Here is a 25,719-nt window from a genome sequence, read left to right as displayed (position 1 = left end):
TCATATGCAATCTGTTTTTTGAGGTAAAAAGGGTTCCTTAACAAAATAAAACAGATGGAGAAAACGGAATCGTTTCTCTCACCTGTTTTGTTTTAGTCAGTTTATTCAATTAGTGACACACCAAAGATGGACTGAAAAGGAAACTTCCGACCATCTTCCAAATAAAGTGTTTCATTGTTTATATTTAATTTTGCGATTTTTCCGGTGGCTTTGAAAAGTCGTTTTTCCTCCCAAATGTTTAATTCTACTTCTAGTTTATTCGTAAAGGCCCTTTGCAATTGCTCGCTAAGTTCCTGTAATGTCCATTCATCCAACTGCGGCTTTGCAACATATTGATCTTTTTCATGCCATTCACGCAGCAGCTTCACGTGCTCTGGAAGCATCATCGTGTTCCATTTAATATTTCCACGGTCTCGAATCATATTCATCACCTCTTCTCCAAAAATGGAGTACCGTCTTTTCAATGGAGTTTACCTTTTCGCTCAAAGATGGTCTTAATCCATTTAAAAAGTAGTTTGGCTCATTTATATGGTAGAAGCTACTTTTTATGTCCCCCTACTAGCTGAGCTCGAGCAATTGCCGTCCCTGCCTCTGTATAGGAAACAGCGCGCAAAATAGCAGTAGAACCATGCTTTGAGCGCAAATAATCCATCGTCGCACCAAGCTTTCGCCTTTTCCATTTTTTACAATCGAATAAACTGAGTTGTATGGAGCGTTCTGATTCTAACTTTGAAAGACTGATTGTAATCTTTCTTACAGGGCGCTCTGCATAGTATTGGTCTAGTAATTGCTCGCACACTTTGTAAACTTTCATTGTGTCATTAGTCGGTTCATCGATTGTGTGAGTTCGTTGAAAACCACCTCCAAATGCGTCTTTACTGTAGCTGACACCAAGTGAAATCGTCCTTCCAACTTGATAGGCCTCTCTTGCTCTTCTTGCAACGTCTTCACACATTTCAAGTATCACCGTGAGAATCTCACTGCGATTTCGATAATCTCGCATAAGCATTTGACCTTTGCCAAAACTAATTTGTCCTTCTGCAAGCGGTGCTCCAAGCGGCGACAAATCGATTCCCCATGCATGATAATAAAGTTGATTACCCATAATACCAAAGTGATCTTCCAGCATACTTAGGTCGGCATGTGCTAAATCGCCAATTTTAAAAATCCCCATATTGTTTAACGTGCGCTCTGTTCGACGTCCAATTCCCCACATTTCAGAAAGTGTCGATACAGGCCAAAGTTTTTCCGGGATATCAGCATAGGTCCATTTTGCGAATTCAGTCTTTTTCGCCTCTAAATCAAGTGCGAGCTTTGCCATAAGCATGTTTGGCCCCATTCCTACTGCACTTGGAATTTGAAATTGACTATAAATGCTTTGTTGAATATATTTTGCCGTTTCTTCTGGCGGTCCCCAAAGCTTCTCAGTACCCGTTAAGTCTACAAAGCTTTCATCAACACTATAGACATGAATTGCTTCTTTTGGGACAAATTGATTGATCAAATTCGTAATTTCCATCGACATTTGAACGAAAAATTCCATTTTTGGTTCGTATAATTTAATGTCAGGATGTTTCGGAATCTCATAAAGTCTTGAGCCTGTTTTGATACCAAATCGTTTCTTCATTGGCGGTGATGCAGCAAGCACTACACTGCCCTTTTGCTTGAAGTTTCCAACAACTGCAATAGGCACCTTAAAAGGATTAAGGTTTTCAATCATAGCCATACAGCTCGCATAAAAACATCGCATATCAATGCACATAATCGATCGATTTGGCGCGTGGGTATATACTTCAAATAAATTTGCTGAATCTGCCTCACTGTATTTTAATGCATGCATCACTACACCTCCAATTTCACATTTAGTATATGCGAACGCTTGTTCCTTCATTCATTTTAACAATGAGACAATTGAGACGGCAAGTGGTAATAGTTGGGGGTTCTAATGAGTAATTGGAACATGCACCCCACTAATTTTTTATCTATCGCATAAAAATCTAGAAACAACTGAATAATGACACTGATAAATAATTTTCAAGAGACTTGAAGGAGTGTTGATATTGAGCAGATTTGACAATAAAGTAATCATTATCACCGGGGCAAGTGGAGGAATCGGGTCAGCTACAGCAAAAAAACTATATAGTGAAGGTGCTTCATTAGTTTTAGTTGATTTAAAACAAGAGGGGCTGGATAAGTTAATTGCAGAAAATCAATTTTCAAGAGAGCGCATCCTCTCATTGACAGGCGATGTTTCGAAAAAGGAAGACGTCAGAGCCTATGTTCAAGCGACAGTGGACCGATTCGGTAAAATTGACGGATTTTTCAATAATGCAGGTGTCGAAGGTCCTTCTAAACCTTTTGAAGAGTATACAAAAGAGGACTTTGATTTTGTATTTGGCATAAACGTATATGGCGTGCTTTATGGCATGCAAGAAGTTTATAAAGTAATGAAGAAACAGGGCTATGGCTCAGTCGTCAACACAAGCAGCTTAGCCGGTTTAATGGGTTCACCAGGTACGACTGTTTACAACACTTCGAAGCATGCCGTATTAGGGCTAACTAGATGTGCTGCCCTCGAAGCTGCTGAAATTGGCGTCCGTTTCAACTCTGTACACCCTGGCGTTATTGCAACGGGAATGATGACGCGTATTGAAGAGAATGTGGCACCAGGCAATGCAGAACAAATGCATGAAGCATATACAGCTTCCGTCCCAATGAAACGCTTCGGACAACCTGAAGAAGTAGCAAATGTTGCGGCATTCCTGCTATCTGATGAATCATCATACGTAACAGGCTCAATTTATACAGTTGATGGCGGTATGATTAATCAATAAAATTTGTTTAGGGATGCCCCAAAATATCGAAGGCATCCCTTTTCTAATTAAATAACTTCCGTAAAGAAACATGTTTTCATATGTTGGATAAAGGTGTCACCTAAATCGGTAAATGTGGCCACACCTTTTTGGTGAATCGCTGTTTTAAATCCTTCCGCATCAGCTCCTGCAACTGTTAGAAAATCACATATATCTGTACATACACCTACAACATGAACCTTTTCTACATTGAGAGCTCTTAATTTTTCTGCTAAATCCGTTTTAAAAAACGCATTGTAATTAGTTTTAGGCTGCATAATGACATTCGGATTTGATTCATTTTCTTTAAACCAAACCGCTAAATCACCGTAAAGCTGCTGTCCTTTAGTACCAATTACATTATGTACTGACCATAAATCAAAATGTGGATCATTTTCTTGATGAGCATCCATTGCAACGACTACAATCTGGTCACCATTTAAAAACTCGTTTGCTTTCTCAATAATATATGGCACAATTTCTTGTGCTGCTTTACCAGCCGTTAAACTTCCATCATCTGCAACAAAATCGTTGCTCATATCGACAATAATTAAAGCTTCTTTTGCCATAATTGAATATCCTCCTTCTAGTAATTCTATAGTATTTTAATTTCGACACACCTACTATAAATTCCTATATATTAAATACGATCCAAAGAGGTTGAGGATTTTAAATAGTACGAACATTCAAGTTGTCTAATTGCTTTTGATTGCTATATGCAATCGTTCTTAAAAATAGATAGTATTAATGAACATGTAAACATTCGGAAATATGGAAAAGACCCCCCAAAGCTGATAGCCCCAAGGAGTCTTATTTTTAGTCTATGTGAAATATTGAATTTGTTGCTGTAAGAAAAGTTAAAAATTTGTAAATTTAATATAGAGTTGAAGATTGGCGTAAGAAATACCGAAATCCCCGGCTTACAAAAACGTGACCATTCTCTATTAAGACTTATATAAGGTAATATTATTCCTCCACTACCCCAGCATAAAGTCCTGGACGACGGTCATCGTATACTGGAATTCGGCCGCGCACTTCTTCTACTTTTGAAAAGTCAACGTCGACAATTGCGAGTTCCTCATCTTCTCCACCTGTCCATAGCACTTCACCCCATGGTTCGATTACCATTGATTGGCCATTAAAGTTTTCGACTTTACGGGAGATGCGGTTTACTGCAATAACGAAGCATTGATTTTCAATAGCACGGGCTTGTAGCAATGTTTTCCAATGATCGATGCGAGGAGTTGGCCATTGTGCAGAAACGAATAACACATTTGCGCCAGCTAATGCATGTGCACGCAGCCACTCTGGGAAGCGAATGTCGTAGCAAATGACACCACCGGCCTCAATGTCTCCTAACGTAAAACGATTCATTTCGTTGCCAGCTTCTAAATATTTTTCTTCGTTCATTAAGCGGAATAAATGTACTTTACTATACTCGCTAACCAACTCGCCATCACGGTTATAAACATACATTGTGTTATAAAATTTGCCATCACGTTCTGTTGCAACTGAGCCGCCTACAATATGTAGCGAAAGCTCCTCTGCCAAGCCCTTTAAAAATGCCTTAGTTCGTGCCCCTTCTGAATCAGCTAGTTCTTCTAATTTCTCAAGTGCATAGCCAGTATTCCACATTTCAGGTAAGACAACAATTTCTGCTCCCTTGCCTGCCGCCTCTCGAATTAAATGCTCTGCACGCTCAAAATTCTCATCGACTTTCCCAAATCCTACATTCATTTGAATACACCCGATTTTCATTCAATAACCCCCTAGAATTAAAAATTCTATTATTCTTAACTATCAAACTACTAAGTAAACCATATCAAAAAACATTTGAACATGCCATATATAGCAATGTTTTCAACAACCCTCACTACTATGACAACTTTAATGAACGATCTTTAAAAAGGAAAAAATGAAACTTAGTAACGTTAGTAATCGTAAAAACGAACGAGGAGAGTGTTTAAAATGAGCATATCGAATGAAGTCAGCAATTTTGAAAAGAGATTTACAGACGATGTAATCGAAATAGCAGCAGTTACAGGTGCATCAGGTGTTGGCGCAGGGAGAGCAGCAGGAAATACATTATGGCAAGCATCCATCCCTTTAATTGGGTGGAAAAAGTTAAATAGCAATGATCCTGTCATCAAGGAAAATTTGCGTTTGCAATGGCTCGCTAATGATAAGGAATTTGAGGAATCAAGAGATTTATTGGACATGAACTCCATCGTAAGGTTACAAATTCGAAAGGGAGAAGGTTCTATGATGCTTGTTAAGGTTTTAGAAACTTCCTATCAAGACGATGATTTGGAAGTGGTACTTCAAGAATCTTTAAAACCTGTTTTTTACAATGATGAAATACTAGGTCAGTTTGAATTGATTAAAAGCGTTAATACTTTTGAAAAAAAGATAATATGGGCAAATGATGAAGGGCTGTTGTCTTTTGATTGGTTTGAAGACAATGATAAGATGAAATCAGCATTGAAAACCGCCTATGTACTTTTCGAGCAACAGGATGAATGGAGCCAGAGAGTAAAAGAATATGCTGCAGAAGAACTAACTGAGTTGGCAAATGATTGGCTACAGGATGATGAGGAAACAGAAATCCAAGAAATCACTAAGGAAATGTTTATGGGGTTAATGAAATTAAGCACGATATGCGTTTATCCAGAAGGTGATTTTGAAATCTTCTATTCTGATGGAGATATGTTCTGGGGACATTCCATCATTGTATGCGGAAATATAGATGGAAAATTTGATTCAGCAGAAATAGCCGGTTAAACAGGTTAAAGTATCTTTGTATCTATAATTAAGAAAGAAGTTAGTCTGATTTTGGATCCACGAATTTTTCATCCCCCTTAGAAGATTCATATTCGAAATGAATATCTACATCAATGAAATAAGAAACTTTATTTGTATCCATGTCTACAGCATAATCAATCATTTCAACTGGTTTCGTTCCAGTTGGTCTCCAACCATTACGAAGGGAGATTCTAATTTCTTTCTCTTGATCTAGTTCTTGTAGTGCTTGAATTAGGTTTTTTACTAACATGTACAACACTCCTTTTCAAATGGGGTAACTAATATTTCACCATAGTATCTTCCCCAATATTAAAATGGGAAGATACGTGGAATTTACAAAGTGCAAAGATTAGGTAGATACCCCATTTAAATACAATTAAATTATATTCCGTAAACAACTGGAATTTATTTCAAGAGTGGTTTATGACACAATAGAAATTAACTAGGAATAAATATGATCATTTCAAGCTCTGCTTGAGGTGAGTTCCCGTTAAATTCTAATTGATATGTCCCTATATCTGTTACTATTTCACTCGAATAAAAAGTACCACTATCATCAATCATATTTTCTGTCTCAATAATATCTATTGATTGATTAAAGAACCTAGATAAATCCTCCACAGTTACCATATTAGTAGGTGTAATATAATAAGCATAAATTAAACCTTGATGATCAGAATTACAAATAAAGAACGAGGAATAAAATGAACAAAGCCCACCTTCATAGTAGGTTTCCTGTTCTAACGGCTCCGTAATTTTCTCTTGTGCCGTGTAATACGAGTCGCCATATGTAATAAAATAATTATTAATAGTCGTACCTATTAATTTCGCTAATTCATCATCGATAATTAAGCCAATTCGTTTACCTTCATCATCTACTAATTCACCATTTTTAAAATTATATTTTAATGTATCACTTTCTCCTATAACATTAAATTTATTATTACCCAAACTTAAATTTAAAGTATCAGTAGATTGTAATTTGATATTGGCTAGTTCTTCAAAGGCTGCAGTTTCGTTATTGTAGTTTAGGATGACTACACTTGAACTCATCGTATTGGCATATGCTTCTACAGTTTCAAAGGCAAATGCCTCTTTTACCGAATCATCGTATGTGAATTTCACATTTTGTTCCAGCCGAATCGCTAAACTAGTATCGTATGTAAAACTTGAAGCCTTTTCCCAAACTTCATTTTGTAATTTGAAAATCAAAACTTCTGATTGTATTACATCACTATTAACACCTAATACGATCTCAGGAAGTTCATCACCCTCAAAATCTACTACCTCGTTAAATGCTATATCTTCACTTTTAATTTCTTGATATTCAGTAGTTTTCTTAAATTCTTCTAAATACTCCTCTGGCGTTTTCTTTTCTATTTGTTGCACTTCTTTTTGTGATTCTTGCGTATTTTTATTTGCTACTTCACCACTACCGTTTTTTGTGTTGGCATCCTCATTTGAACACCCAACCATTAGAATTATTAAAGTAAGTAAATATAAAAACTTCTTCATCTTTCAATCTCCATTCAAGCAGGTGCCCAAAACGCACCTTATTTACCATTTATTATATAATTATATCAAACTACTTTTAATAATTGTCTAAGGATTCTATTATTTTTCCATACCTCTATAATGCTTCTAAACACTAACAGGAAAAGAAACGATAGCTGCAACAGTTAAATCGAAAAAGATTTTTATAGTAATTACTATATTAATAAATTGATTTTCCACTTGAAATCCATGGTTTACGAAGCACTCAAACAATTATATTATTAAAGAAAGAATTTCCGGAATTTATTTTCCGAATATTTCGGTTATAACTATTTGATTTTTCATAGGTTTGGAATTTCCCGTATACCTATGCAAATAAATTTATTGAAAAAGAGGAACTGACATGGAATTTTCAAATAAACTTCAAAAGCTCCCAACGCAGTTTTTTGCTGCGCTTGTGCAAAAAGTAAATGCAGCGATTGCAGAAGGACGAGATGTCATTAATCTCGGCCAAGGGAACCCCGATAGACCAACGCCTGCTCATATTATAAAAGCTCTTCAGCAAGCGTCGGAAAACCCACAAACACATAAATATTCCCCGTTTCGTGGTATTCAGGAGTTAAAAGAAGCAGCAGCAAACTTTTATAAAAGAGAATATAATGTGGACATTGATCCAAATACGGAAGTGGCGATTCTAGGCGGTTCAAAAATTGGCTTAGTTGAGCTGCCAATGGCCATTTTAAATCCTGGTGATTATATGCTTTTGCCTGATCCGGGTTATCCTGATTACTTATCAGGTGTAGCGCTTGGCGATGTTCACTTTGATACGATGCCTCTACGTGAAGAAAATGAATTTTTGCCAGATTACAATGCATTATCAGATGAAGTTAAGCAACGAGCTAAATTAATGTATTTAAACTATCCAAACAACCCAACTGGTGGTACAGCGGATCTTGAATTCTTCAATAAAACAGTTGAATTTTCTAAGGAAAGTGAAATAGCAGTTGTACATGATTTCGCTTACGGTGCAATCGGGTTCGATGGGCAGCGTCCTGTAAGCTTCCTTCAAGCTGATGGAGCAAAAGAAGTCGGTGTGGAACTTTATACGTTATCTAAAACGTACAATATGGCGGGATGGCGTGTTGGCTTCGCAGTTGGAAATGCAGATATTATTGAGGCTATCAACTTGATTCAAGACCATCTGTTTTGCAGCATCTTCCCTGGAATCCAATATGCCGCAATAGCAGCACTTGATGGAGAACAAGATTGTGTAGACGAACAATGCGTAATTTATGAAAATCGACGAAATGCACTCATAAGAGAAGCAAAACGAATTGGCTGGGATGTAAAAGCTCCAAAAGGTTCATTCTTTGCATGGCTCCCCGTCCCTGATGGATATACAAGCGAACAATTTGCTGATTTATTATTAGACAAAGCAGATGTTGCGGTTGCAGCAGGAAACGGCTTTGGGGAGTACGGTGAAGGTTATATTCGAGTTGGCCTATTGGTAAGTGAGGATCGTTTGACAGAAGCAATTAGCAGAATTGAAAAGTTAAATATTTTTAAAGTGAAAAACGTTTTAATATCAAATTAACTCGAATCTTTCATTGAAAATGGACGTCCCCAAAAATTAATGGGCGTCCATTTTTACTTTATTCTTCAAAATTCAGTTTTTCCTTTGCTGTATAAAAAAGCTAACAATTAATAATAAAATCCACAAACGAGACTCCATGTATTGGTTTGGTTTGGATATTCTTTTACAGCAACCCATATAAAAAATGCGGACAAAGGAAAATGGTAAATGGCATACGGTAACGTCTTCTGTCTCTACTTTATTATCTTCACTTACTTCATCACTTCAGTATTCTTAAATATCGCCATGAAGATACTCTACAGCCCTACAAATTGCCTCTAAAGTAGAACATCAGAAGTTTATTAGTTATCTAAATAAAAAAGACCCTTTTAGAAAGTCCTTCATTAAAGGGATGTCCTTATATTAACCTATCAAGTATTTATCAGAAAATGTTTTTAGAAAAAACTTACAAATAAGTTACGCAATATTCAGAATCCTTATTGTTTTATTGTGCATTAAAGATTATTATAATTTTATAAATTTTAAGGAGGATCACAAATGTTCGATTTTCATTTAATTGATTATTCGCTCTTACCTGCATTTATTCTAGCTGCATTTATTATATGTGTGGCACCTGGACCAGATATGGCGTTTGTAATAAGTCGAAGTATTTCTCAAGGAAGAAAGCATGGAATTGCAACAGCCATTGGCATCCAGATAGGGACAATCATTCATATTTTATTAGCTGTATTAGGTTTATCTGCAATCCTAATGACATCTGTGTGGGCCTTTCTTATATTAAAATATATAGGTGCAGCATATTTAATATATTTAGGAATACAAACACTCAAAAATAGAAATAGTTTTAGCATTTCAACAGATAAGAAGAAAGTTAGCATTCGTAAAGCGTTTTGGGAAGGTGCACTTACAGATATATTCAATCCAAAAGTAGCTTTATTCTTCTTAACATTTATTCCTCAATTTATTGACCCTAGTTTATCGAATACAGCGATTCAATTTATAATTTTAGGTTTAATTTTAGGTATATTAGGTTTAATTGTTGATATTACAGTAGCTTTAATAGCAAGTTTATTTGGTAATTTCCTAGCAAAAAGTAAAATAGCACTTTGGTGGCAACAGACTATAAGTGGAGTAACATTGCTCGGTCTTGGTGCCTGGTTGGCGTTGGAAGGAAAAGCAAAAAATTAAACCAAAGTATTGTTCTCCATAGTAAAGGCCTCGAATAGAGCACTTTTTAAGTGTTCATTATTCGGGGTTTAGTTTTTATCCTGATCGAAATACTCTCTTTCTTAGAAATATTTATGATCAATCAGCTTAATGTACTATAGCATTTATTTAATTCGTGCTTCAGTTTTTAAACATTTCATAATCCAAGATACCGTTTCTTCAGGAGACATTGTTTAGGAATCAATCCACAATCCGATTTTAGGATTTTCATTGATTAGTACTTCATAAAGAGGTTCAACTTGCCAAGTAGTATACCCTGTCTTATTTCGTTTTTGCTCTCTATTAATTATTGATTCAACACTCGGATTTAACGTAATAAAGTAAACTGGCTTAGATTCGAATTCATTTAGAAAAGAAATTACTTCTTTTCCTAAATACGTATCTTGTATAACTACAGAAAACCCTGCATTGTAATACATTTCAGCCACCTTTGCAGCCATCTTATAACGTAGTTTCAATTGCTCGACGGCACTTTGAGAATAATCTGGAGTCATATCAATATTCCCTTTTACGATCATTTTTCGGAAAATATCTCCACGCACGTGAACACCTTTTTCAAATTGCTCTGCTAACATTTGTGCAATTGTAGATTTACCGGAGGCCATTATCCCCGTTATAATATAAATTCCTCTTTCAAAAGTCATAGTTTATTTCCTCCTGGAATATCATTGGCTATCCTTATTCCGAAATGGAATTGTCGAATAAATATCAAATAAATCACTGATAGTTTATTTAATAACTTCATCGCTACCTGTTCCATTTATTGCTGTATCGAGCCTTGCATACATTATTAGCAAAAGACTTTTGGCTTCTAATTCTTCTAGCTGTTGTATTCTTTCCTTTACTTTATCAATCTCTAACAATATATTTTCCTCCTTAATTTTTAGGATTCAATTAAGTCCAGCCTGATCTCTCTTCCTCTGATAATTCATTACAACCAACTAGCATAAAAAAGGGATAGAACTCCCAATAATATTTCTCTCCCCTAGCAGCTAAGTTCCCACCCATATTAGCATAAATATCTACTTCACTTTAAATTATTTTCCATAATAAAAGTACCTAAGTTCGAAGGTGAAATTTATTACTAGCACGAGGCATCTTGTATTACCTGTAACTTTCAAGTCGTGGATATCTTCCTCAAAGTCATATAAAAAACCAAATAAAAAGCTTAAGGTATTCGCTATTAACAAACACCTTAAGCTCTTTTTACTAAAGTTATTAAATTAACGATTTGTCATCCATTCCGGTTTACCGAAACCTTGGAATTCAGCGTCAATTACTTCTTCAAATTTAGCTGATTCTACGATTTCAATAATGTCTTTTGCAAGTTGGCTATCTTTATTTTTAGCTTTTACTGCTACAACATTGCGGTATTTGTCTGGCATGTTTTCTAAGAACATTGCATCCATTAGATCTAAGCCAGCTGCTAAAGCGAAGTTACCTGGCACTGCTGCGATGTCAACGCTTTGGATTTGGCGTGGTAGTGAAGCAGCTTCAACTGGCTGGAACACTAAGTTTTTATCGTTTTTCACAACATCTTTTTCTGATGCAGTTAAAGTATCAACGTTAGGGTCGATTTCAATTAAACCTTGTTCTTGTAAAGATGAAAGCGCACGTGCTGCATTTGATGGGTCGTTTGGAAGTGCAACTGTTGCACCGTCAGCAATTTCTTCTACAGAAGTAAATTTATCTGAGAAAAAGCCCATTGGAGCAGTTGGTACGATAATTAACGGCTCTAAATCCATATTGTTTTGCTGTTCGAAAGTTTCTAAATAAATTGTATGTTGGAACAAGTTTGCATCAATGTCGCCATTGTTTAATGCAATGTTGGGTTGAATGTAGTCACCAAATTCTTTAAGTTCTACTGTATACCCTTTTTCCTCTAATTGAGGGATGATTGCTTTCTTTAACATATCACTATATGGGCCTGCAGTAGCTCCTAAAATAATCTCTTTGTCTTCAGTAGTGTCAGCTGTGCTGTTGCTGCCATTAGTTGTTGTAGCAGCTTCATCCTTACCGCCACATGCCGCTAAAACTACAGCTAATGCAAGTGTAAGGAATACTAGTAAATACTTCTTCATTTTTTATTCTCCTTTTATCTTTTATCGATTGATTTTGCAACTAGTTCTCCAGTTAATTGAATTAGTTGTACTAAAATAACTAAGATAGCTACTGTTGCGATCATAATTGTATCGTCATAACGATAATAGCCGAATCGTATCGCTAAATCCCCGATACCTCCGCCGCCTACTACCCCTGCCATCGCAGAGTAAGCAACCAAACTAATAATCGTTAATGTGACCCCTCGAATAATACTTGATCTTGCTTCTGGAATTAGGACATCCTTTATAATCATCCATGGTGTAGCGCCAACAGCAATTGTAGCTTCAACAACACCTTTATCAATTTCTCTCATCGATGATTCTACGAGTCTTGCAAAATATGGGATAGCTGCCACAGAAAGAGAAACACTTGCTGCAACTGGTCCAATCGTTGAACCAATGAGTAAATTCGTTAGCGGGAATAATGCAACTAACAAAATAATGTAAGGGATGGAACGTACTAAGTTCACCGCAAATCCAAATACATTTTTAATAAATCGATTTTCCCAAAACATTCCTTTATCTGATACGAATAATAAAATACCTAGCGGCAACCCAATAACTAGTGAGATTGAAACCGAAATCGCAATCATAATGATTGTTTCTTTGAAGGCTTTCCAAATATCTGGCAGCATACTTATAAAATACGGAAAATCGAACACCTAGACCACCTCCACTATTGCGCCACGTTGTTCCATATAATGCTTGGCCTCATTTACTGCGGCAATTTCACCTTGTAATTCCATGATGAAAATCCCAAGTGGACGTTCTTGTATGTATTCAATCGTGCCATGTAGAAAGTTTCCTTTTACATTAAAGCGTTGCATTGTATCAGAAATAACACCTTCGCCTGCCACTTCGCCTTTAAATAAAATTTTAATAATTTGTCCTTTTACATCCTTTAAAATTTCATTTGGAATATCAAAAGATACGACACTTTTAATAAACTCTTGTGTTAGAGGCTCTTTCGGCTCAGCGAATATATCATAAACTTCGCCCGTTTCAACTACACGGCCATCTTGCATAATCGCCATTCGATTACAAATTTCTTTTACAACATCCATTTCATGTGTAATTAGAACAATTGTAATTCCTAGCTTTTCATTAATTTCTTTCAATAATCTCAAGATGGAAAGTGTTGTTTTTGGATCGAGTGCTGATGTTGCTTCGTCACAAAGTAGAATAGAAGGATTGTTTGCTAGTGCTCTTGCAATCCCAACACGTTGTTTTTGCCCGCCACTGAGCTGTCCAGGATAAACATCCCGCTTATCGGTTAGACCTACCATTTCAAGCAGTTCATTAACACGTTGTTCAATTCTGTTTTTTGGTGTTTTTGCAGCCCGTAATGCAAAGGCAATATTTTCACCAACTGTCTTTTGGCTAATAAGATAAAAATGCTGGAATATCATCCCGATTTTTAAACGAGCGATACGCAATTCACTACTAGAAAGTTGTGTTAAATCTACACCATCAACAAGAACTTTCCCACTTGTCGGCCTTTCTAGTAAATTTACACAACGAAGTAATGAACTTTTCCCTGCACCAGAGTAGCCAACGATTCCAAAAATGTCGCCTTTGTTAATCGTTAGAGAGACGTTATCTACACCGACTATTTGTTTCTTTTTAGATTCATAGATTTTCGTAATATTTTGAAACTCTAGCATGTACTTCTCCTCACTGGTCAGTATTAGTTAATACCAACTAAACATCTATATTTTATCAAAATACATTGAAATCTCTGTTATGTCAATAAATACAGAGAAATTGTTTGACTAATAAAATAATAAACTATTTTTATAATTTTAACTCAAAATAAAAAAATTGCTACCCATATAGTAAAAAAGCAGCAAAGTGGTTATTCTAAAAGGAATTTTGAATTTCTTTTCTTGCGATGAAGTTGCGTAGTACTGCAGGAGTAAAAAAAAAAGGAGGCTGGGCCGTCCAGTAACTTTTATTTTTTGGACGCCCCTGCTTTAGATATCATTAATCCCCATATTATTTAAGTAGAAAACAAATTACTTTCTTATATAAATAATCCCTCTGTCCGTTTATCAAATTCTTCTGAATTGACTGCTTGATCTATTATTTCGCGTACCTTTCTCTCTTCCTGAGCATACAAATTGGCATTGATTGTCGCATCATAAATAGCAGATTTATATTCTGCAACAATCTTTTGTATATTGCTCTCTTCAACCTTTGTTGGATGGCAATGCTGAGCAATGTCAAAGATTTCATCTCCAGCTCGACTTTCATCCGGGAAGTAAACATGTGGTTCAGTGCTGTCAAAAATACAAAACTTTAGCTCTGGTAAAATAACCATATCTACTGAATTTGAATCAAGACCACACCATACCATTTGCACATCATATCCTCTTGAAGCAGCTTCGTCGGCAAGTTTTTTCATCATAGATGACTTTCCAGTGCCTGGGTAACCTTTTATAAACAGCCTTCTTTCAAGATTTTCTGTGATGCTTTTAACCGTATCCCGCGCCCCTTTTGGAGTTAATGTTCCAAGCAGACGGTGTGTTCTTTTTGCAATTTTAGCTAGTTTTGCGTCCCCAAAAAGATCGCTCTTTAGTTCATCAAATTGTTCATCTAGTCCTTGCCAGTTCATATATCTTCTTGTTTCAACTTCCCAATCATCATGAATTTTAATCGCATTAGCTAAAGCAGAAAAGCAATTTTGATAGTATTCTGCTTTTGTTTCATATAATTGTTCAAGTTGCTCACCATGTAAAGTAAGCTTTTGCTCATCTAGACAATCATATAATGAAATGACTTTATCTCTTTTTCCTAATACGATAGGTTCAACAGATGGATTGGTAGCTTGGAGGTAAAGAATGTTGTAAGGATTTTTTACGAATATAGCTTCGAGGGTATTTTCAAAAAGCGGGTCAAGGAAGTATTCAACGTCTACTCCTTTATTGCTGTAGTGATTTGCAAGTTTTCCAAGCAGATCAGATATTTTAAAACTATGTGCTCCTTTTAAAAGATATACTGTGTTTGCTTCCGTGCTCATTAATTCTTTATATAAATGTTTCATGCCTTGCCCAGTCATTGCTTGCCCGAAAAAGTATGTTATTGTCCCAGTCAAAATTTCATCCTTCCATAGATTCGTTAACTTATTTTTATGTCAACAGCCTAAAAAAGGTACCTAGTTTTAGTTCACTAGGTACCTCATCTTTAGATTACTCCTAATTCACGACCTACTTTTTCATAGATTGCAAGAGCGTTATCGAGCATTTCTTTTGTGTGGGCTGCTGTTGGCATATTGCGCACACGCCCTGTTCCTTTTGGTACTGTAGGGAAGACGATCGCTTTTGCGTAAACCCCTTCTTCTACAAGGCGTTTAGAAAACTGTTGCGTTAGCTTTTCATCCCCAATTATACATGGAGTGATTGGCGTTTCTGACGCACCAATGTTAAATCCTAACTTTTTCAAACCTGCTTTTAAGTAGTCGCCATTTTCCCAAAGTTTGTCGTGCAATTCGGTTGAGTCCATAATCAATTGTACTGCACGTGTAATGGCAGCAACATCTCCCGGAGTTACAGCTGTTGAGAATAAAAATGGACGAGAGCGAACTTTTAACCAATCGATTAAATTTTTCTTCCCTGCCACATAACCACCTACTACCCCAATCGCTTTCGATAGGGTACCGATTTGGAAGTCGATTTCTTTTTCTAGTCCAAAATGTTTTACAGTTCCTTTTCCTTTACCTGTTACACCTGAACCATGAGCATCATCTACATAAGTGATTAAGTCAAACTCTTTTGCAATTCCCACAATTTCAGGAAGCTTTGCAATATCGCCATCCATCGAGAAAACTCCGTCTGTAATAACCATAATTTTATTGTATAAGCCTGACTCTTTTGCTTCTTTTGCTTTTGCACGTAAATCTTCCATATCAGAATGATTGTATGCAATAATTTTAGCCTTTGATAAACGACAGCCGTCAATAATAGAAGCATGGTTTAATTGATCTGACAGAATCGCATCATTTTTATCCATGACTGCAGAGATGGCAGCCATATTACAGTTAAAGCCAGATTGATAAGAAATCGCCGCTTCTGTACCTTTAAATTCTGCAAGCTTTTCCTCTAATTTCACATGAAGGTCTAGTGTTCCATTAATTGTACGGACTGCCCCTGAACCAACACCATACTTATCAATTGCTTCCTTGGCAACTTGCTTTAGTTCCCCATTGGTTGCCAATCCTAAATAGTTGTTTGAAGATAGGTTAATTAGTTGCTTTCCGTTCACTTGAATAATCGGACCATTAGCGCCTTCTACAGCATCGATTTCATTGTATAAACCTTGATCTCGCAGAATCTGTAAGTTTTCATTTAAAAATGTATCTAAAATTTTAGCCATACCTTCAACATCTCCCATTCAAAAAATTCTATGTTCATTTTAGCATAACAACTATCAAAGAATCCCCTCTATTTCATACACTCACTATGTGAAAACAATAATTGGCAAAATTATTTTATTTAGTTTGTACTTTTATAGCTTAAAGGAAAATTTAAAACACTCGCAAAAGCTATGATTCTTTTGCGAGTGTTTTAGATTGATGTTTGGAAACAAGTTTTTCGGCCTCTGGTTCTGAAATTTGCTTCTCCAGCAGCTTTCTAAAAAATGACAAGGCCGGTTGAATGATGGAACCTGTAGATAACACGATAATAATCGTTCCAATTCCAACAGGTCCTCCAAGCAGCCATCCTAAAACTACTGCCGATAACTCCATTATGAAACGTGCTCTACGGATTGAACCACCAAATTTCTCCACAATTAAAATCATAAGTGTATCACGCGGCCCTGCGCCTAAATTAGGCGAAATATACATAGCACATCCTAAACACATAACGACTAGACCAAAAATAAAATATAGGACTTCAAAAATAAAAATATCCGTATTAGGTAGCAGCCAGCTAAAACCATCAATGAATACACCACAAAGAATCATATTCAACCATGTTGCTACTTTCGGCCATTGTTTTAAATAGATAGATGCGCCTGTAACAATAACTAAACCGGTAATAATCGACCATGAACCGATTGAAAAGCCGATTTGCTTAAATAAACCGATATGCAGCACATCCCACGGGCTCACTCCTAACACTTTCCCCTTAATTATCATCGAAATGCCAAGTGACATAATAGCAATTCCCCCAAAAAAGAATAGCCATTTCCACTTTAACTCTCTTCGCATTATAAAGCCTTCTTTCTCTTTATAGAAAAGCGTAAGCTCCCTTTAACTGCTGGATGTGGGTAGCCCTAATTCGATAAGCCTACCCACTCTCAATCAAGGGCAGACAGCGACCTAAAGGAATCGGATAGCTTACGCTAGACATTCTTTTAAACTTTCTTTAGAAGTTGACACCCACAACTATATTGTTAAACTTGCAAACTTCCCTTGGGTTACTTTAATTAAATCACTGGGATTTAATTGAATTTGCATCCCAATCTTACCCGCACTTACTAGAATATACTCAAGATTTTTAGCTGATTCGTCAATAAAGGTTGGAAACAGCTTCTTCATTCCTACTGGCGAACATCCACCACGGATATACCCTGTAGTAGCCAATAAATCTTTTACATGGAGCATTTCAATTTTCTTTTCACCAGCTGCTTTTGCACATGCCTTCAAATTTAATTCCTCTGCTACAGGAATAACAAAAACAAAAAATTTACCTGCACCTGCTGTTGTCACTAGTGTTTTAAATACATGAGAAGCCGGATGCCCCACCTTTTGTGCAACTGTCACCCCATCAAGTCGATTGTCCTCAATTGTATACTCCATTAAGTTGTAGGCGATTTTTTTTTGATCTAATAAACGAACCGCATTTGTCTTTGCCAGTTTTTGTTTTGCCATCTATAACACTACTCCTATATATAGAAAAATTCCATACCTAAATCATATCAAATTTGTAAAGATTTCATTGATATTTTGTTTTATTATAAAAAAACAAAAATGCCCATTTTAGCTTTCGAAGCTTGAAATAGACATTTTTTAATCATTATAGAACTTTTTGTAAATGTCGAACCAATTGATCATAATGCCCTACAACATGTTGAACAATTAAGTGATCAATTAAGAAGGACAATGGCTTACCGTCAAAGTTTGGATTATAACTTGGAGCAGTTTTTGTCAGATCCTCTTCTTTTACCTTTCCGAATGTTTTTTCTACTCTTGGAACAACTGTCATTATGTTTGCCAAGTCTTTAAGTATTCTTTATTGTTTTATGCAGTTAAAAAATATTGTGGTTGATCAATGTTATATCCGTTCTGTGCTAGTTGCATATGATAAGTGTATGTTGAAACAGCCTTGTTGTAAGTTCTTTCAAATATTATATTTTCTAACTGCTTTCCTCCCACTTGCTCAAAATTTCGATTGAAGCTTTGCATAAAACGTTCAGGGATTACGAATTCGAATTGCTCGTCTGAAAATGATTCAAAGCCATCATCTCCACTACTGGCAATCTCATTTTTGACAGGTGATAAATAATTTTCAATTGTATCTTCTTGGACACTTTCCAAATCTTTATTTAAAGTAACATTATCATTTTCGAAGAGTTCTTTTTCGGTTTTACCGGTAATTAGATTCTCAAGAATTTCTAGCATTGTGCTAGTATTCTTTTGAGTGTAACTGGCATTCTTTTTATAGGCATCATTCATTTCTTTGCGCTGCATTAAACGTTTGCGCTCATCCATATTAATGTTGCCTTCATTTAAAAGACTCGCAATTCTCATCCGCATCACCTTTTTTTAACATAAATTTTCATATATTTTACATAATATAGTAATTTTCTTAAACTAAATTTACAAATATTTTGATTTAAATAACGAAAAAAGCAACACATTATTTATACGGAAAATTAAAAAGCTGTGCAAAGAAATAATCTTCGCACAGCCTTTAATTAAATTGCTCCAAACGGATGATTTTCTTCTAATATTGTCTCAGCAATATTTACTGCATGATCACCGATACGCTCTAAGTTACTTATAATATCAGCGTAAATAATGCCTGCTGAGCCTGAACATTCTCCATTATTTAAGCGATAAATATGGCGTTTGCGCAATACACGTTCCAATTCATCAATTCGATCTTCCTTGCTAATAACTTCTCTTGCAAATTCTTTGCTTTGTTTATCTAAAGCAAGGACTGATAGGCTTACTGTATCTAAAACGAATTCGTACATTTCCTTTAGCTCTTCATAAGCTTCTTCGCTGAATTTAACACGATTCATTTCTTTAGATTGAATTAATTCGACAAGGTTTTCGAAATGATCCCCTACCCGCTCAATATCACGAATATTTTGGAATAGCGAGTGATGCAATTTAGAATCTGTTTCAGAAAGTGATTCTTTTGATAGCTCTACTAAATAATCTGTCGTTACTCGATCTAAATTATTAATCGCATCCTCTAATTGTACTGTCATTGTTACATGTTTCTTGTCACCAGTAAATAAGAAATCCATCGATTCTTGAAGACCTTTTACTGCAAATTCACCCATTCTTACTACTTCCTGTTTTGCTTGTCCCAATGCAATTGATGGGGATTGCTCAATTAGCGATAAGTCTAAGTGCTTCGGTGCATACTCAATCGATTCGTCCTCACCAGGGACAATTTTAGTCACAATATATGCTAAAACACCTACGAACGGTAGCTGAATGATTGTATTAACTACATTAAACGTACCATGAGCAAAAGCAATTTGCATTTTCTCTTCAAGATTTAGTGCACCAGAAATCCACTCAACATAATTAGTGAATAATGGTAGTATTAATAAGAATATAATTGATCCAATGATGTTAAATAATACGTGTGAAGCCGCTGCACGACGAGCTGTAATAGAAGCACCTAAAGAAGCTAGTACAGCTGTAATCGTTGTTCCTATATTGTCACCAAATAGAACTGGTAGAGCTCCACCTAAAGGAATTAGCCCTTCCGAATATAGTCCTTGTAAAATACCTACTGTTGCAGAGGATGATTGTACAACTACTGTAAACAATGTTCCTGCAATAACCCCTAAGATAGGATGGTCACTAAAGTTAACTGTTAAATCAATAAATGCATCCCAGTCTCGCAGGGGCTTCATGCCATCCCCCATCATTTCTAACCCGATAAATAAACCTGCAAAACCGAATAAAATTTGTCCGATATTCTGAATTGTATTCTTTTTAAAGAAGAATAAAAGGACAGCACCAAGTGCCATAATTGGGTATGAATAAGCCCCGACATCAAAACCGATAATAAATGCCGTAACCGTCGTACCAATATTGGCACCCATAATAACGCCAATTGCCTGACGCAATGTCATAAATCCTGCACTAACAAGTCCAACAGTAATAACCGTTGTCCCTGAACTAGACTGAATTAATACGGTAACAACAATCCCGACTAAAACGCCCATTAAAGGATTTGTTGTAAATCTATCTAATATTTCTCGAAGCCGATCTCCTGCTGCTTTTTGCAGACCGTCTCCCATAAACTTAATTGCAAATAAAAATAAACCTAAACCGCCCAGGAACTGGAAAATCATCGTCTGCCAATCCATTTTTTTATATTTTCACCCTTTCGATTGTTTCGACACCTATTATTTATAATTTACGCAGCAATGTAAATGTTTTTACAAATTTGAAATATAACATTTACAATCCCTTTACAATTGGTTAATAAAATGTTCATAATTTTGATGTTTACATAATAATTCACCTTTATAATAGAAGGTTATGGAAATTTTTCATTTATATTTTCTTTTAAAAAGTATTCCCGAATCAGCTTAAATAACTCAAATTGAATTTTTAAAACCTTTTTTCTATATGAATAATTTCCTCCCTAACTGAAACTGCAAGGAGCATATGCTATAATCGTATGGAAATTAGAAAGGATGTTTATCATGGCAAAAAGCTTAGTGCTAGCTGAAAAACCATCTGTAGCGCGTGATATCGCTAGAGTATTAAAATGCAGTAAAAAAGGCAACGGTTATCTTGAAGGTGATCAATATATTGTTACTTGGGCTTTGGGGCATTTAGTTACATTAGCCGATCCCGAAAGCTACGATGTGAAATATAAAACGTGGAATTTAGAGGATTTGCCGATGCTGCCAGACCGTTTAAAATTAACGGTTATTAAGCAATCCGGCAAACAATTTAATGCAGTAAAATCACAATTATTACGCAACGACGTATCGGATATTATTATTGCAACGGATGCTGGTCGTGAGGGTGAATTAGTTGCCCGTTGGATCATTGAAAAAGCAAAAGTAAAGAAACCGATTAAACGTTTATGGATTTCATCTGTTACCGACAAAGCGATTAAAGATGGCTTCAAAAATTTAAAACCAGGGAAAGCATATGAAAACTTATATGCTTCCGCTGTTGCTCGATCAGAAGCAGATTGGTATATCGGTTTAAATGCAACCCGCGCACTCACTACCCGTTTTAATGCGCAACTGAACTGTGGCCGCGTGCAAACTCCTACTGTCGCAATTATTGCCCAGCGTGAAGAGGAAATTAAAAACTTTAAGCCGCAAACCTATTATGGAATTGAAGCTCAAACAACAGACGATTTAAAACTAACGTGGCAAGATAAAAACGGAAATATCCGTAGCTTTGATAAAGAAAAAATAGATGGGCTGGTTAAAAAGCTTGGCCGTCAAAATGCAGTTGTGTCAGACATTGAAAGCAAATCGAAAAAATCATTTGCACCTGGTCTTTATGATTTAACAGAGCTTCAACGTGATGCCAACAAAATTTTTGGATATTCAGCAAAAGAAACATTAAATATTATGCAGAAATTGTATGAGCAGCATAAGGTGTTGACATACCCCCGAACTGATTCACGCTATTTATCAAGTGACATAGTGGCGACACTTCCTGAAAGATTAAAAGCATGTGGTGTTGGAGAATATCGTCAACTGACAAATAAGGTGCTTTCTAAACCTATAAAATCAAATAAATCCTTTGTCGATGACAGTAAAGTAAGTGACCACCATGCAATCATTCCGACTGAAGGATACGTTAACTTCTCTGCATTTAATGATAAAGAGCGAAAAATTTATGATTTAGTCGTAAAGCGTTTCTTGGCAGTATTATTCCCTGCATTTGAATATGAACAGCTGACTCTTCGTGCAAAAATTGGGGATGAAAGTTTTATTGCTCATGGAAAAACGATTCTTTCGAGTGGTTGGAAAGAGGTATATGAGAATCGTTTCGATGATGAAGAAAATACCGATGATGTAAAAGAACAAATTTTGCCTCGCATTGAAAAAGGTCAAACCTTAAATGTGAAATTGATTGCCCAGACTTCTGGCCAGACAAAGCCACCAGCGCGTTTTACCGAGGCAACCTTACTTTCAGCAATGGAAAACCCAGTGAAATATATGGGTACTCAAAATAAACAATTAGCTGAAACATTGAAGTCAACTGGTGGTCTCGGAACAGTTGCGACACGTGCTGATATTATTGATAAATTATTTAATTCATTTTTAATTGAAAAACGCGGCGGCAAAGAAATTTACATTACTTCTAAAGGTCGTCAATTACTTGATTTAGTTCCGGAAGAATTAAAATCCCCTGCCCTTACCGCAGAATGGGAAATGAAACTTGAGCAAATTGCAAATGGAAAATTGAAAAAAGAAGTATTTATTTCTGAAATGAAAAATTATACAAAAGAAATCGTTTCGGAAATAAAGGCATGCGATAAAAAATATAAACATGATAACATTTCCACAAAATCTTGCCCTGACTGTGGAAAACCGATGCTTGAAGTAAACGGTAAAAAAGGCAAAATGCTTGTTTGCCAGGATCGAGAGTGTGGACATCGCAAAAATGTATCCCGCGTTACAAACGCTCGTTGTCCACAATGTCATAAAAAGCTGGAGTTGCGTGGTGAAGGCGAAGGACAAATTTTTGTGTGTAAATGTGGATATCGCGAAAAGTTATCCACTTTCCAACAACGCCGCAACAAAGAATCGAAAGGAAAAGTAGATAAACGCACTGTACAAAAGTATTTAAAACAGCAAAATCAAGAAGAGCCTGTGAATAACGCATTAGCAGAAGCATTAAAAGGTCTGAAATTAGATTAAGCTAAATTATTTTTCTGTATAGAAAATTTGTACCTGTCGCTTCGCTTTCGGTACAGAAAAGTGGCCCTCTCATCCTTTTATGAGAGGGCCACTTTTTGCTTGCTATTTTCTTATAAATCCTTTATCTATAAAATTCGGGATTTCCTTAAAAGGTATCGGCTTACTGAAAAGATAACCTTGAATATTATAACAGCCAAGTTTTTCTAGATATAATAACTGATATTCTTCCTCTACTCCTTCAGCAATTATCCCTTTATCTAAACTATTTGCCATTGAAATAATAGTATGTACAATCGCTTCCTGACCTGAAGCATTTATATTTTGTATAAATGATCGGTCAATTTTGAGTGTATTAATAGGAAGCAACCCTAAATAATTTAGTGATGAATAGCCTGTACCAAAGTCATCAAGAAAGACTTCAATCCCCAGTTCCTTCAATTGATGAAGCTTTGCAATAGTTCTCTCTATATTCTTCATCATAATACTTTCAGTTAATTCTATTTTGAGTAATTTTGGGTCAAAGTTAGTCTCATTTAATATTTTTATAAGTTTACTAAGAAACAGTTCATCTTCAAATTGCTTTGTTGATACATTCACTGATAAATAAGCCGAAACATCACAGTTCCTATATAATTCATTAAACTCTATACAAGCCTTATGAAAAACCCACTCACCTAATGGGATGATAAGCCCCGATTCCTCTGCTATTGGAATAAACTCAGATGGGGAAATCATTCCTAATGTTGGATCATTCCATCTTAAAAGAGCTTCAAACCCTACAATACTTTTATCTCTAATATCTATAATAGGTTGATAGTGTAATGTCATGGAATCTTTGTATAAAGCTTGACGCAAAGCTTGTAATACATCTAATTTCCTACATAATTCTTCTGAAAAGTCAGCTTTATAGAATTTATATGTGTTTTTACTATCTCTTTTAGCTGCATTTAGCGCTTGATCTGCGTAAATAATGAGCCGTTCCGTCACAGTGGTATGATCTGGAAAAATGCTAATTCCAATACTCGCTGTAAGGACATAACACCTTTCTCCTAAATAGATTGGATTTAGTATCGCATCAATAAGCTTTCGAGCTTCTGTTTCAACTTCTTTAATATCGTCTATATTTTGCAATAAGATAATAAACTCATCTCCACCTAGCCTTGAAACAATATCTCCCTTTTTTAAAATATCTTTTAAACGTTTTGCCACAATCGTCAATACTTTGTCTCCTACAGTATGGCCAAGTGTGTCGTTTATCCACTTGAATTCGTCAAGATCAAAGAAAAGAATAGCAATTTTTTTGTTTTCCTTCTTTGCATTTAAAATTGCTTTATCTAAAAGCTGTTCAAATAGTCTGCGATTTGGTAAATCGGTTAGTTCATCATGAAACGCCATAAATTCTAATTTTTCTTCTGCCAATCGTCGTTGATGAATGTCTACAACAACCCCATTAAGTTTAACTAAATCTCCTGATTCATTAAATATTGGTGTTGTATAATTAGATACCCATTTTATATTTTGATTAGCATCAATAATTCGATATTCCAACTTTAATGTCTGCCTGTCAGCTGCTAATTTAGGCTGCATGTTTTCAACGTAAGCAACATCATCAGGATGGATAACCTCTTTCCATAAATTAGGATTTTCCGTAAACTCTTCTTGAGAATATCCATAAATTTTCTTACAAGCAGAAGAAATTTGATAAACCACTTCATGTTCAAAATCTGTTGACCACACACATACGTCGATATTATTAAAAATACTTTCTAAGTCTATTTTTGTCCTTTCAAGCTCACCTTGCATAAAGTTTTTTTCTGTTATATCTTTAACAATACCCGCAACACCTAAAACCTGATTCCCCACAATTATAGGTACTGAAGTTCCGTATAATTCGATAACAGTACCTGTTTTATGTTTAATTGAAACTTCGAAGCTTTTTACTTTTTCATTTGTTAGTACATCTATAAATAACTCGTTCATAGACTCTTTGAATTCATCAACTATTAAATCAAGAAAAGAAAGTTTAGAAAACTCCTCCTTCGAATACCCCGTCAAGTCCTTTGCCATTTGATTAATTAGAATAAATTTTCCGTTTCTGTCTATTGCGTAACATGGATCTGGATTAAATTTGAAAAGGGATTTATAAATTGCGAATAAGGTATTTGGATCATCAAAAATAGAGTTCATCTATGCTGCCTCACTTTAATTTAATAGTATTAAATCAGTATTTCAAACCATACAAAAAATCATATAAAGGTAGGTCTTTTGATACAAATTGTATTTTATATTATCTTAAAATTCAATAAGTTTTTACTATTAATAAGGTAATTATTTTAAATATTTTATAAATCAATCAATAATCTGATAATATTTTAAAGGAGAAGTTAAATAATAAAATTTCCACCCCTACCCAACCGCCATAAAAATCGCTTTCCCCTTCCCTCGGTCTAATAAAATATCATATTGAAACTAATAGCATACTTTAAAACTATTAAATACAGTATGGAATCAAAGAATAAACAACTTAATGTAAAAATTTACTTGTTCTTACACTACT

The 25,719-nt window shown here is 35.5% G+C and carries 24 protein-coding genes; 5 read left to right on the top strand and 19 right to left on the bottom strand.

What is annotated here, in order from left to right; all coding sequences use genetic code 11:
* Window positions 1–101: 101 nt before the first annotated feature.
* A complete protein-coding gene (locus tag EKG35_RS04570) occupies window positions 102–428 on the bottom strand; it encodes a YolD-like family protein (RefSeq protein WP_126293195.1) in 327 nt (108 codons plus the stop codon).
* Window positions 429–538: 110 nt separating this feature from the next.
* Window positions 539–1,840: a Y-family DNA polymerase gene (locus EKG35_RS04565; protein ID WP_126293193.1), complete on the bottom strand. Its 1,302-nt coding sequence runs from the start codon at window positions 1,838–1,840 to the stop codon at window positions 539–541.
* A 220-nt stretch (window positions 1,841–2,060) separates the two neighbouring features.
* Between EKG35_RS04565 and EKG35_RS04560 the strand changes: the two genes are divergently transcribed.
* Window positions 2,061–2,834, top strand: coding sequence for an SDR family NAD(P)-dependent oxidoreductase (locus EKG35_RS04560; protein WP_126293191.1), 774 nt, complete (start codon window positions 2,061–2,063; stop codon window positions 2,832–2,834).
* Window positions 2,835–2,881: 47 nt separating this feature from the next.
* Here the strand turns inward: EKG35_RS04560 and EKG35_RS04555 are convergent, their stop codons facing one another.
* Entirely contained in the window at window positions 2,882–3,421 is a 540-nt protein-coding gene (locus EKG35_RS04555) for a cysteine hydrolase family protein (RefSeq protein WP_126293190.1), read from the bottom strand.
* 397 nt (window positions 3,422–3,818) lie between these two features.
* Window positions 3,819–4,610: a carbon-nitrogen family hydrolase gene (locus tag EKG35_RS04550; protein WP_126293188.1), complete on the bottom strand. Its 792-nt coding sequence runs from the start codon at window positions 4,608–4,610 to the stop codon at window positions 3,819–3,821.
* Between the two features lie 210 nt (window positions 4,611–4,820).
* Between EKG35_RS04550 and EKG35_RS04545 the strand changes: the two genes are divergently transcribed.
* Window positions 4,821–5,633: a DUF2262 domain-containing protein gene (locus EKG35_RS04545; protein ID WP_126293186.1), complete on the top strand. Its 813-nt coding sequence runs from the start codon at window positions 4,821–4,823 to the stop codon at window positions 5,631–5,633.
* Between the two features lie 40 nt (window positions 5,634–5,673).
* Here the strand turns inward: EKG35_RS04545 and EKG35_RS04540 are convergent, their stop codons facing one another.
* A complete protein-coding gene (locus tag EKG35_RS04540; protein WP_126293184.1) occupies window positions 5,674–5,904 on the bottom strand; it encodes a hypothetical protein in 231 nt (76 codons plus the stop codon).
* 188 nt (window positions 5,905–6,092) lie between these two features.
* Window positions 6,093–7,169, bottom strand: coding sequence for a hypothetical protein (locus tag EKG35_RS04535; RefSeq protein ID WP_126293183.1), 1,077 nt, complete (start codon window positions 7,167–7,169; stop codon window positions 6,093–6,095).
* A 382-nt stretch (window positions 7,170–7,551) separates the two neighbouring features.
* Here EKG35_RS04535 and EKG35_RS04530 point away from each other — a divergent pair, with 382 nt between their 5' ends.
* Together EKG35_RS04530 and EKG35_RS04525 are read left to right on the top strand one after the other, a co-directional pair.
* Window positions 7,552–8,742, top strand: coding sequence for a pyridoxal phosphate-dependent aminotransferase (locus EKG35_RS04530; protein ID WP_126293181.1), 1,191 nt, complete (start codon window positions 7,552–7,554; stop codon window positions 8,740–8,742).
* A 537-nt stretch (window positions 8,743–9,279) separates the two neighbouring features.
* Window positions 9,280–9,930 (top strand): LysE family translocator, encoded by a 651-nt coding sequence (locus EKG35_RS04525; RefSeq protein WP_126293179.1) that lies wholly within the window; start codon window positions 9,280–9,282, stop codon window positions 9,928–9,930.
* A gap of 212 nt (window positions 9,931–10,142) precedes the next feature.
* Here the strand turns inward: EKG35_RS04525 and EKG35_RS04520 are convergent, their stop codons facing one another.
* The 12 genes from EKG35_RS04520 to EKG35_RS04470 form a co-directional block, all read right to left on the bottom strand.
* Window positions 10,143–10,613 carry an AAA family ATPase gene (locus tag EKG35_RS04520; RefSeq protein WP_126293177.1) on the bottom strand — a complete coding sequence of 157 codons (471 nt, stop codon included), beginning with the start codon at window positions 10,611–10,613 and terminating at the stop codon, window positions 10,143–10,145.
* Between the two features lie 84 nt (window positions 10,614–10,697).
* Window positions 10,698–10,832 carry a hypothetical protein gene (locus EKG35_RS21400; protein WP_281274590.1) on the bottom strand — a complete coding sequence of 45 codons (135 nt, stop codon included), beginning with the start codon at window positions 10,830–10,832 and terminating at the stop codon, window positions 10,698–10,700.
* A gap of 360 nt (window positions 10,833–11,192) precedes the next feature.
* Window positions 11,193–12,050 (bottom strand): MetQ/NlpA family ABC transporter substrate-binding protein, encoded by an 858-nt coding sequence (locus EKG35_RS04515; protein WP_126293176.1) that lies wholly within the window; start codon window positions 12,048–12,050, stop codon window positions 11,193–11,195.
* A 14-nt stretch (window positions 12,051–12,064) separates the two neighbouring features.
* Complete coding sequence (locus EKG35_RS04510) at window positions 12,065–12,706, bottom strand: methionine ABC transporter permease (RefSeq protein WP_126293277.1); 642 nt, start codon at window positions 12,704–12,706, stop codon at window positions 12,065–12,067.
* A 27-nt stretch (window positions 12,707–12,733) separates the two neighbouring features.
* Window positions 12,734–13,735 (bottom strand): methionine ABC transporter ATP-binding protein, encoded by a 1,002-nt coding sequence (locus tag EKG35_RS04505; protein ID WP_126293174.1) that lies wholly within the window; start codon window positions 13,733–13,735, stop codon window positions 12,734–12,736.
* Between the two features lie 359 nt (window positions 13,736–14,094).
* Window positions 14,095–15,165: a nucleotide kinase gene (locus EKG35_RS04500; RefSeq protein ID WP_126293172.1), complete on the bottom strand. Its 1,071-nt coding sequence runs from the start codon at window positions 15,163–15,165 to the stop codon at window positions 14,095–14,097.
* 89 nt (window positions 15,166–15,254) lie between these two features.
* Complete coding sequence (locus tag EKG35_RS04495) at window positions 15,255–16,442, bottom strand: glycine C-acetyltransferase (protein WP_126293170.1); 1,188 nt, start codon at window positions 16,440–16,442, stop codon at window positions 15,255–15,257.
* A 169-nt stretch (window positions 16,443–16,611) separates the two neighbouring features.
* Window positions 16,612–17,280: a YczE/YyaS/YitT family protein gene (locus EKG35_RS04490; protein ID WP_126293169.1), complete on the bottom strand. Its 669-nt coding sequence runs from the start codon at window positions 17,278–17,280 to the stop codon at window positions 16,612–16,614.
* A 177-nt stretch (window positions 17,281–17,457) separates the two neighbouring features.
* Window positions 17,458–17,943 carry a Cys-tRNA(Pro) deacylase gene (gene ybaK / locus EKG35_RS04485; RefSeq protein ID WP_126293167.1) on the bottom strand — a complete coding sequence of 162 codons (486 nt, stop codon included), beginning with the start codon at window positions 17,941–17,943 and terminating at the stop codon, window positions 17,458–17,460.
* Between the two features lie 145 nt (window positions 17,944–18,088).
* A complete protein-coding gene (locus EKG35_RS04480; RefSeq protein WP_185807642.1) occupies window positions 18,089–18,277 on the bottom strand; it encodes a hypothetical protein in 189 nt (62 codons plus the stop codon).
* A 35-nt stretch (window positions 18,278–18,312) separates the two neighbouring features.
* A complete protein-coding gene (locus EKG35_RS04475) occupies window positions 18,313–18,822 on the bottom strand; it encodes a hypothetical protein (protein WP_126293165.1) in 510 nt (169 codons plus the stop codon).
* Between the two features lie 167 nt (window positions 18,823–18,989).
* Entirely contained in the window at window positions 18,990–20,630 is a 1,641-nt protein-coding gene (locus tag EKG35_RS04470) for a Na/Pi cotransporter family protein (RefSeq protein ID WP_246020176.1), read from the bottom strand.
* Window positions 20,631–20,972: 342 nt separating this feature from the next.
* Here EKG35_RS04470 and EKG35_RS04465 point away from each other — a divergent pair, with 342 nt between their 5' ends.
* Window positions 20,973–23,162 (top strand): DNA topoisomerase III, encoded by a 2,190-nt coding sequence (locus tag EKG35_RS04465; protein ID WP_126293163.1) that lies wholly within the window; start codon window positions 20,973–20,975, stop codon window positions 23,160–23,162.
* A 102-nt stretch (window positions 23,163–23,264) separates the two neighbouring features.
* On the opposite strand, the gene EKG35_RS04460 is transcribed toward EKG35_RS04465, so the two are convergent.
* A complete protein-coding gene (locus tag EKG35_RS04460; protein ID WP_126293161.1) occupies window positions 23,265–25,349 on the bottom strand; it encodes a sensor domain-containing protein in 2,085 nt (694 codons plus the stop codon).
* Window positions 25,350–25,719: the final 370 nt, after the last annotated feature.

The sequence above is a fragment of the Lysinibacillus telephonicus genome (genome assembly GCF_003966145.1).
GTDB classification, from domain to species: Bacteria; Bacillota; Bacilli; order Bacillales_A; family Planococcaceae; genus Ureibacillus; species Ureibacillus telephonicus.
Note: the sequence above shows the minus strand (reverse complement) of the source record. Positions and strands in the feature narration are given on the sequence as shown.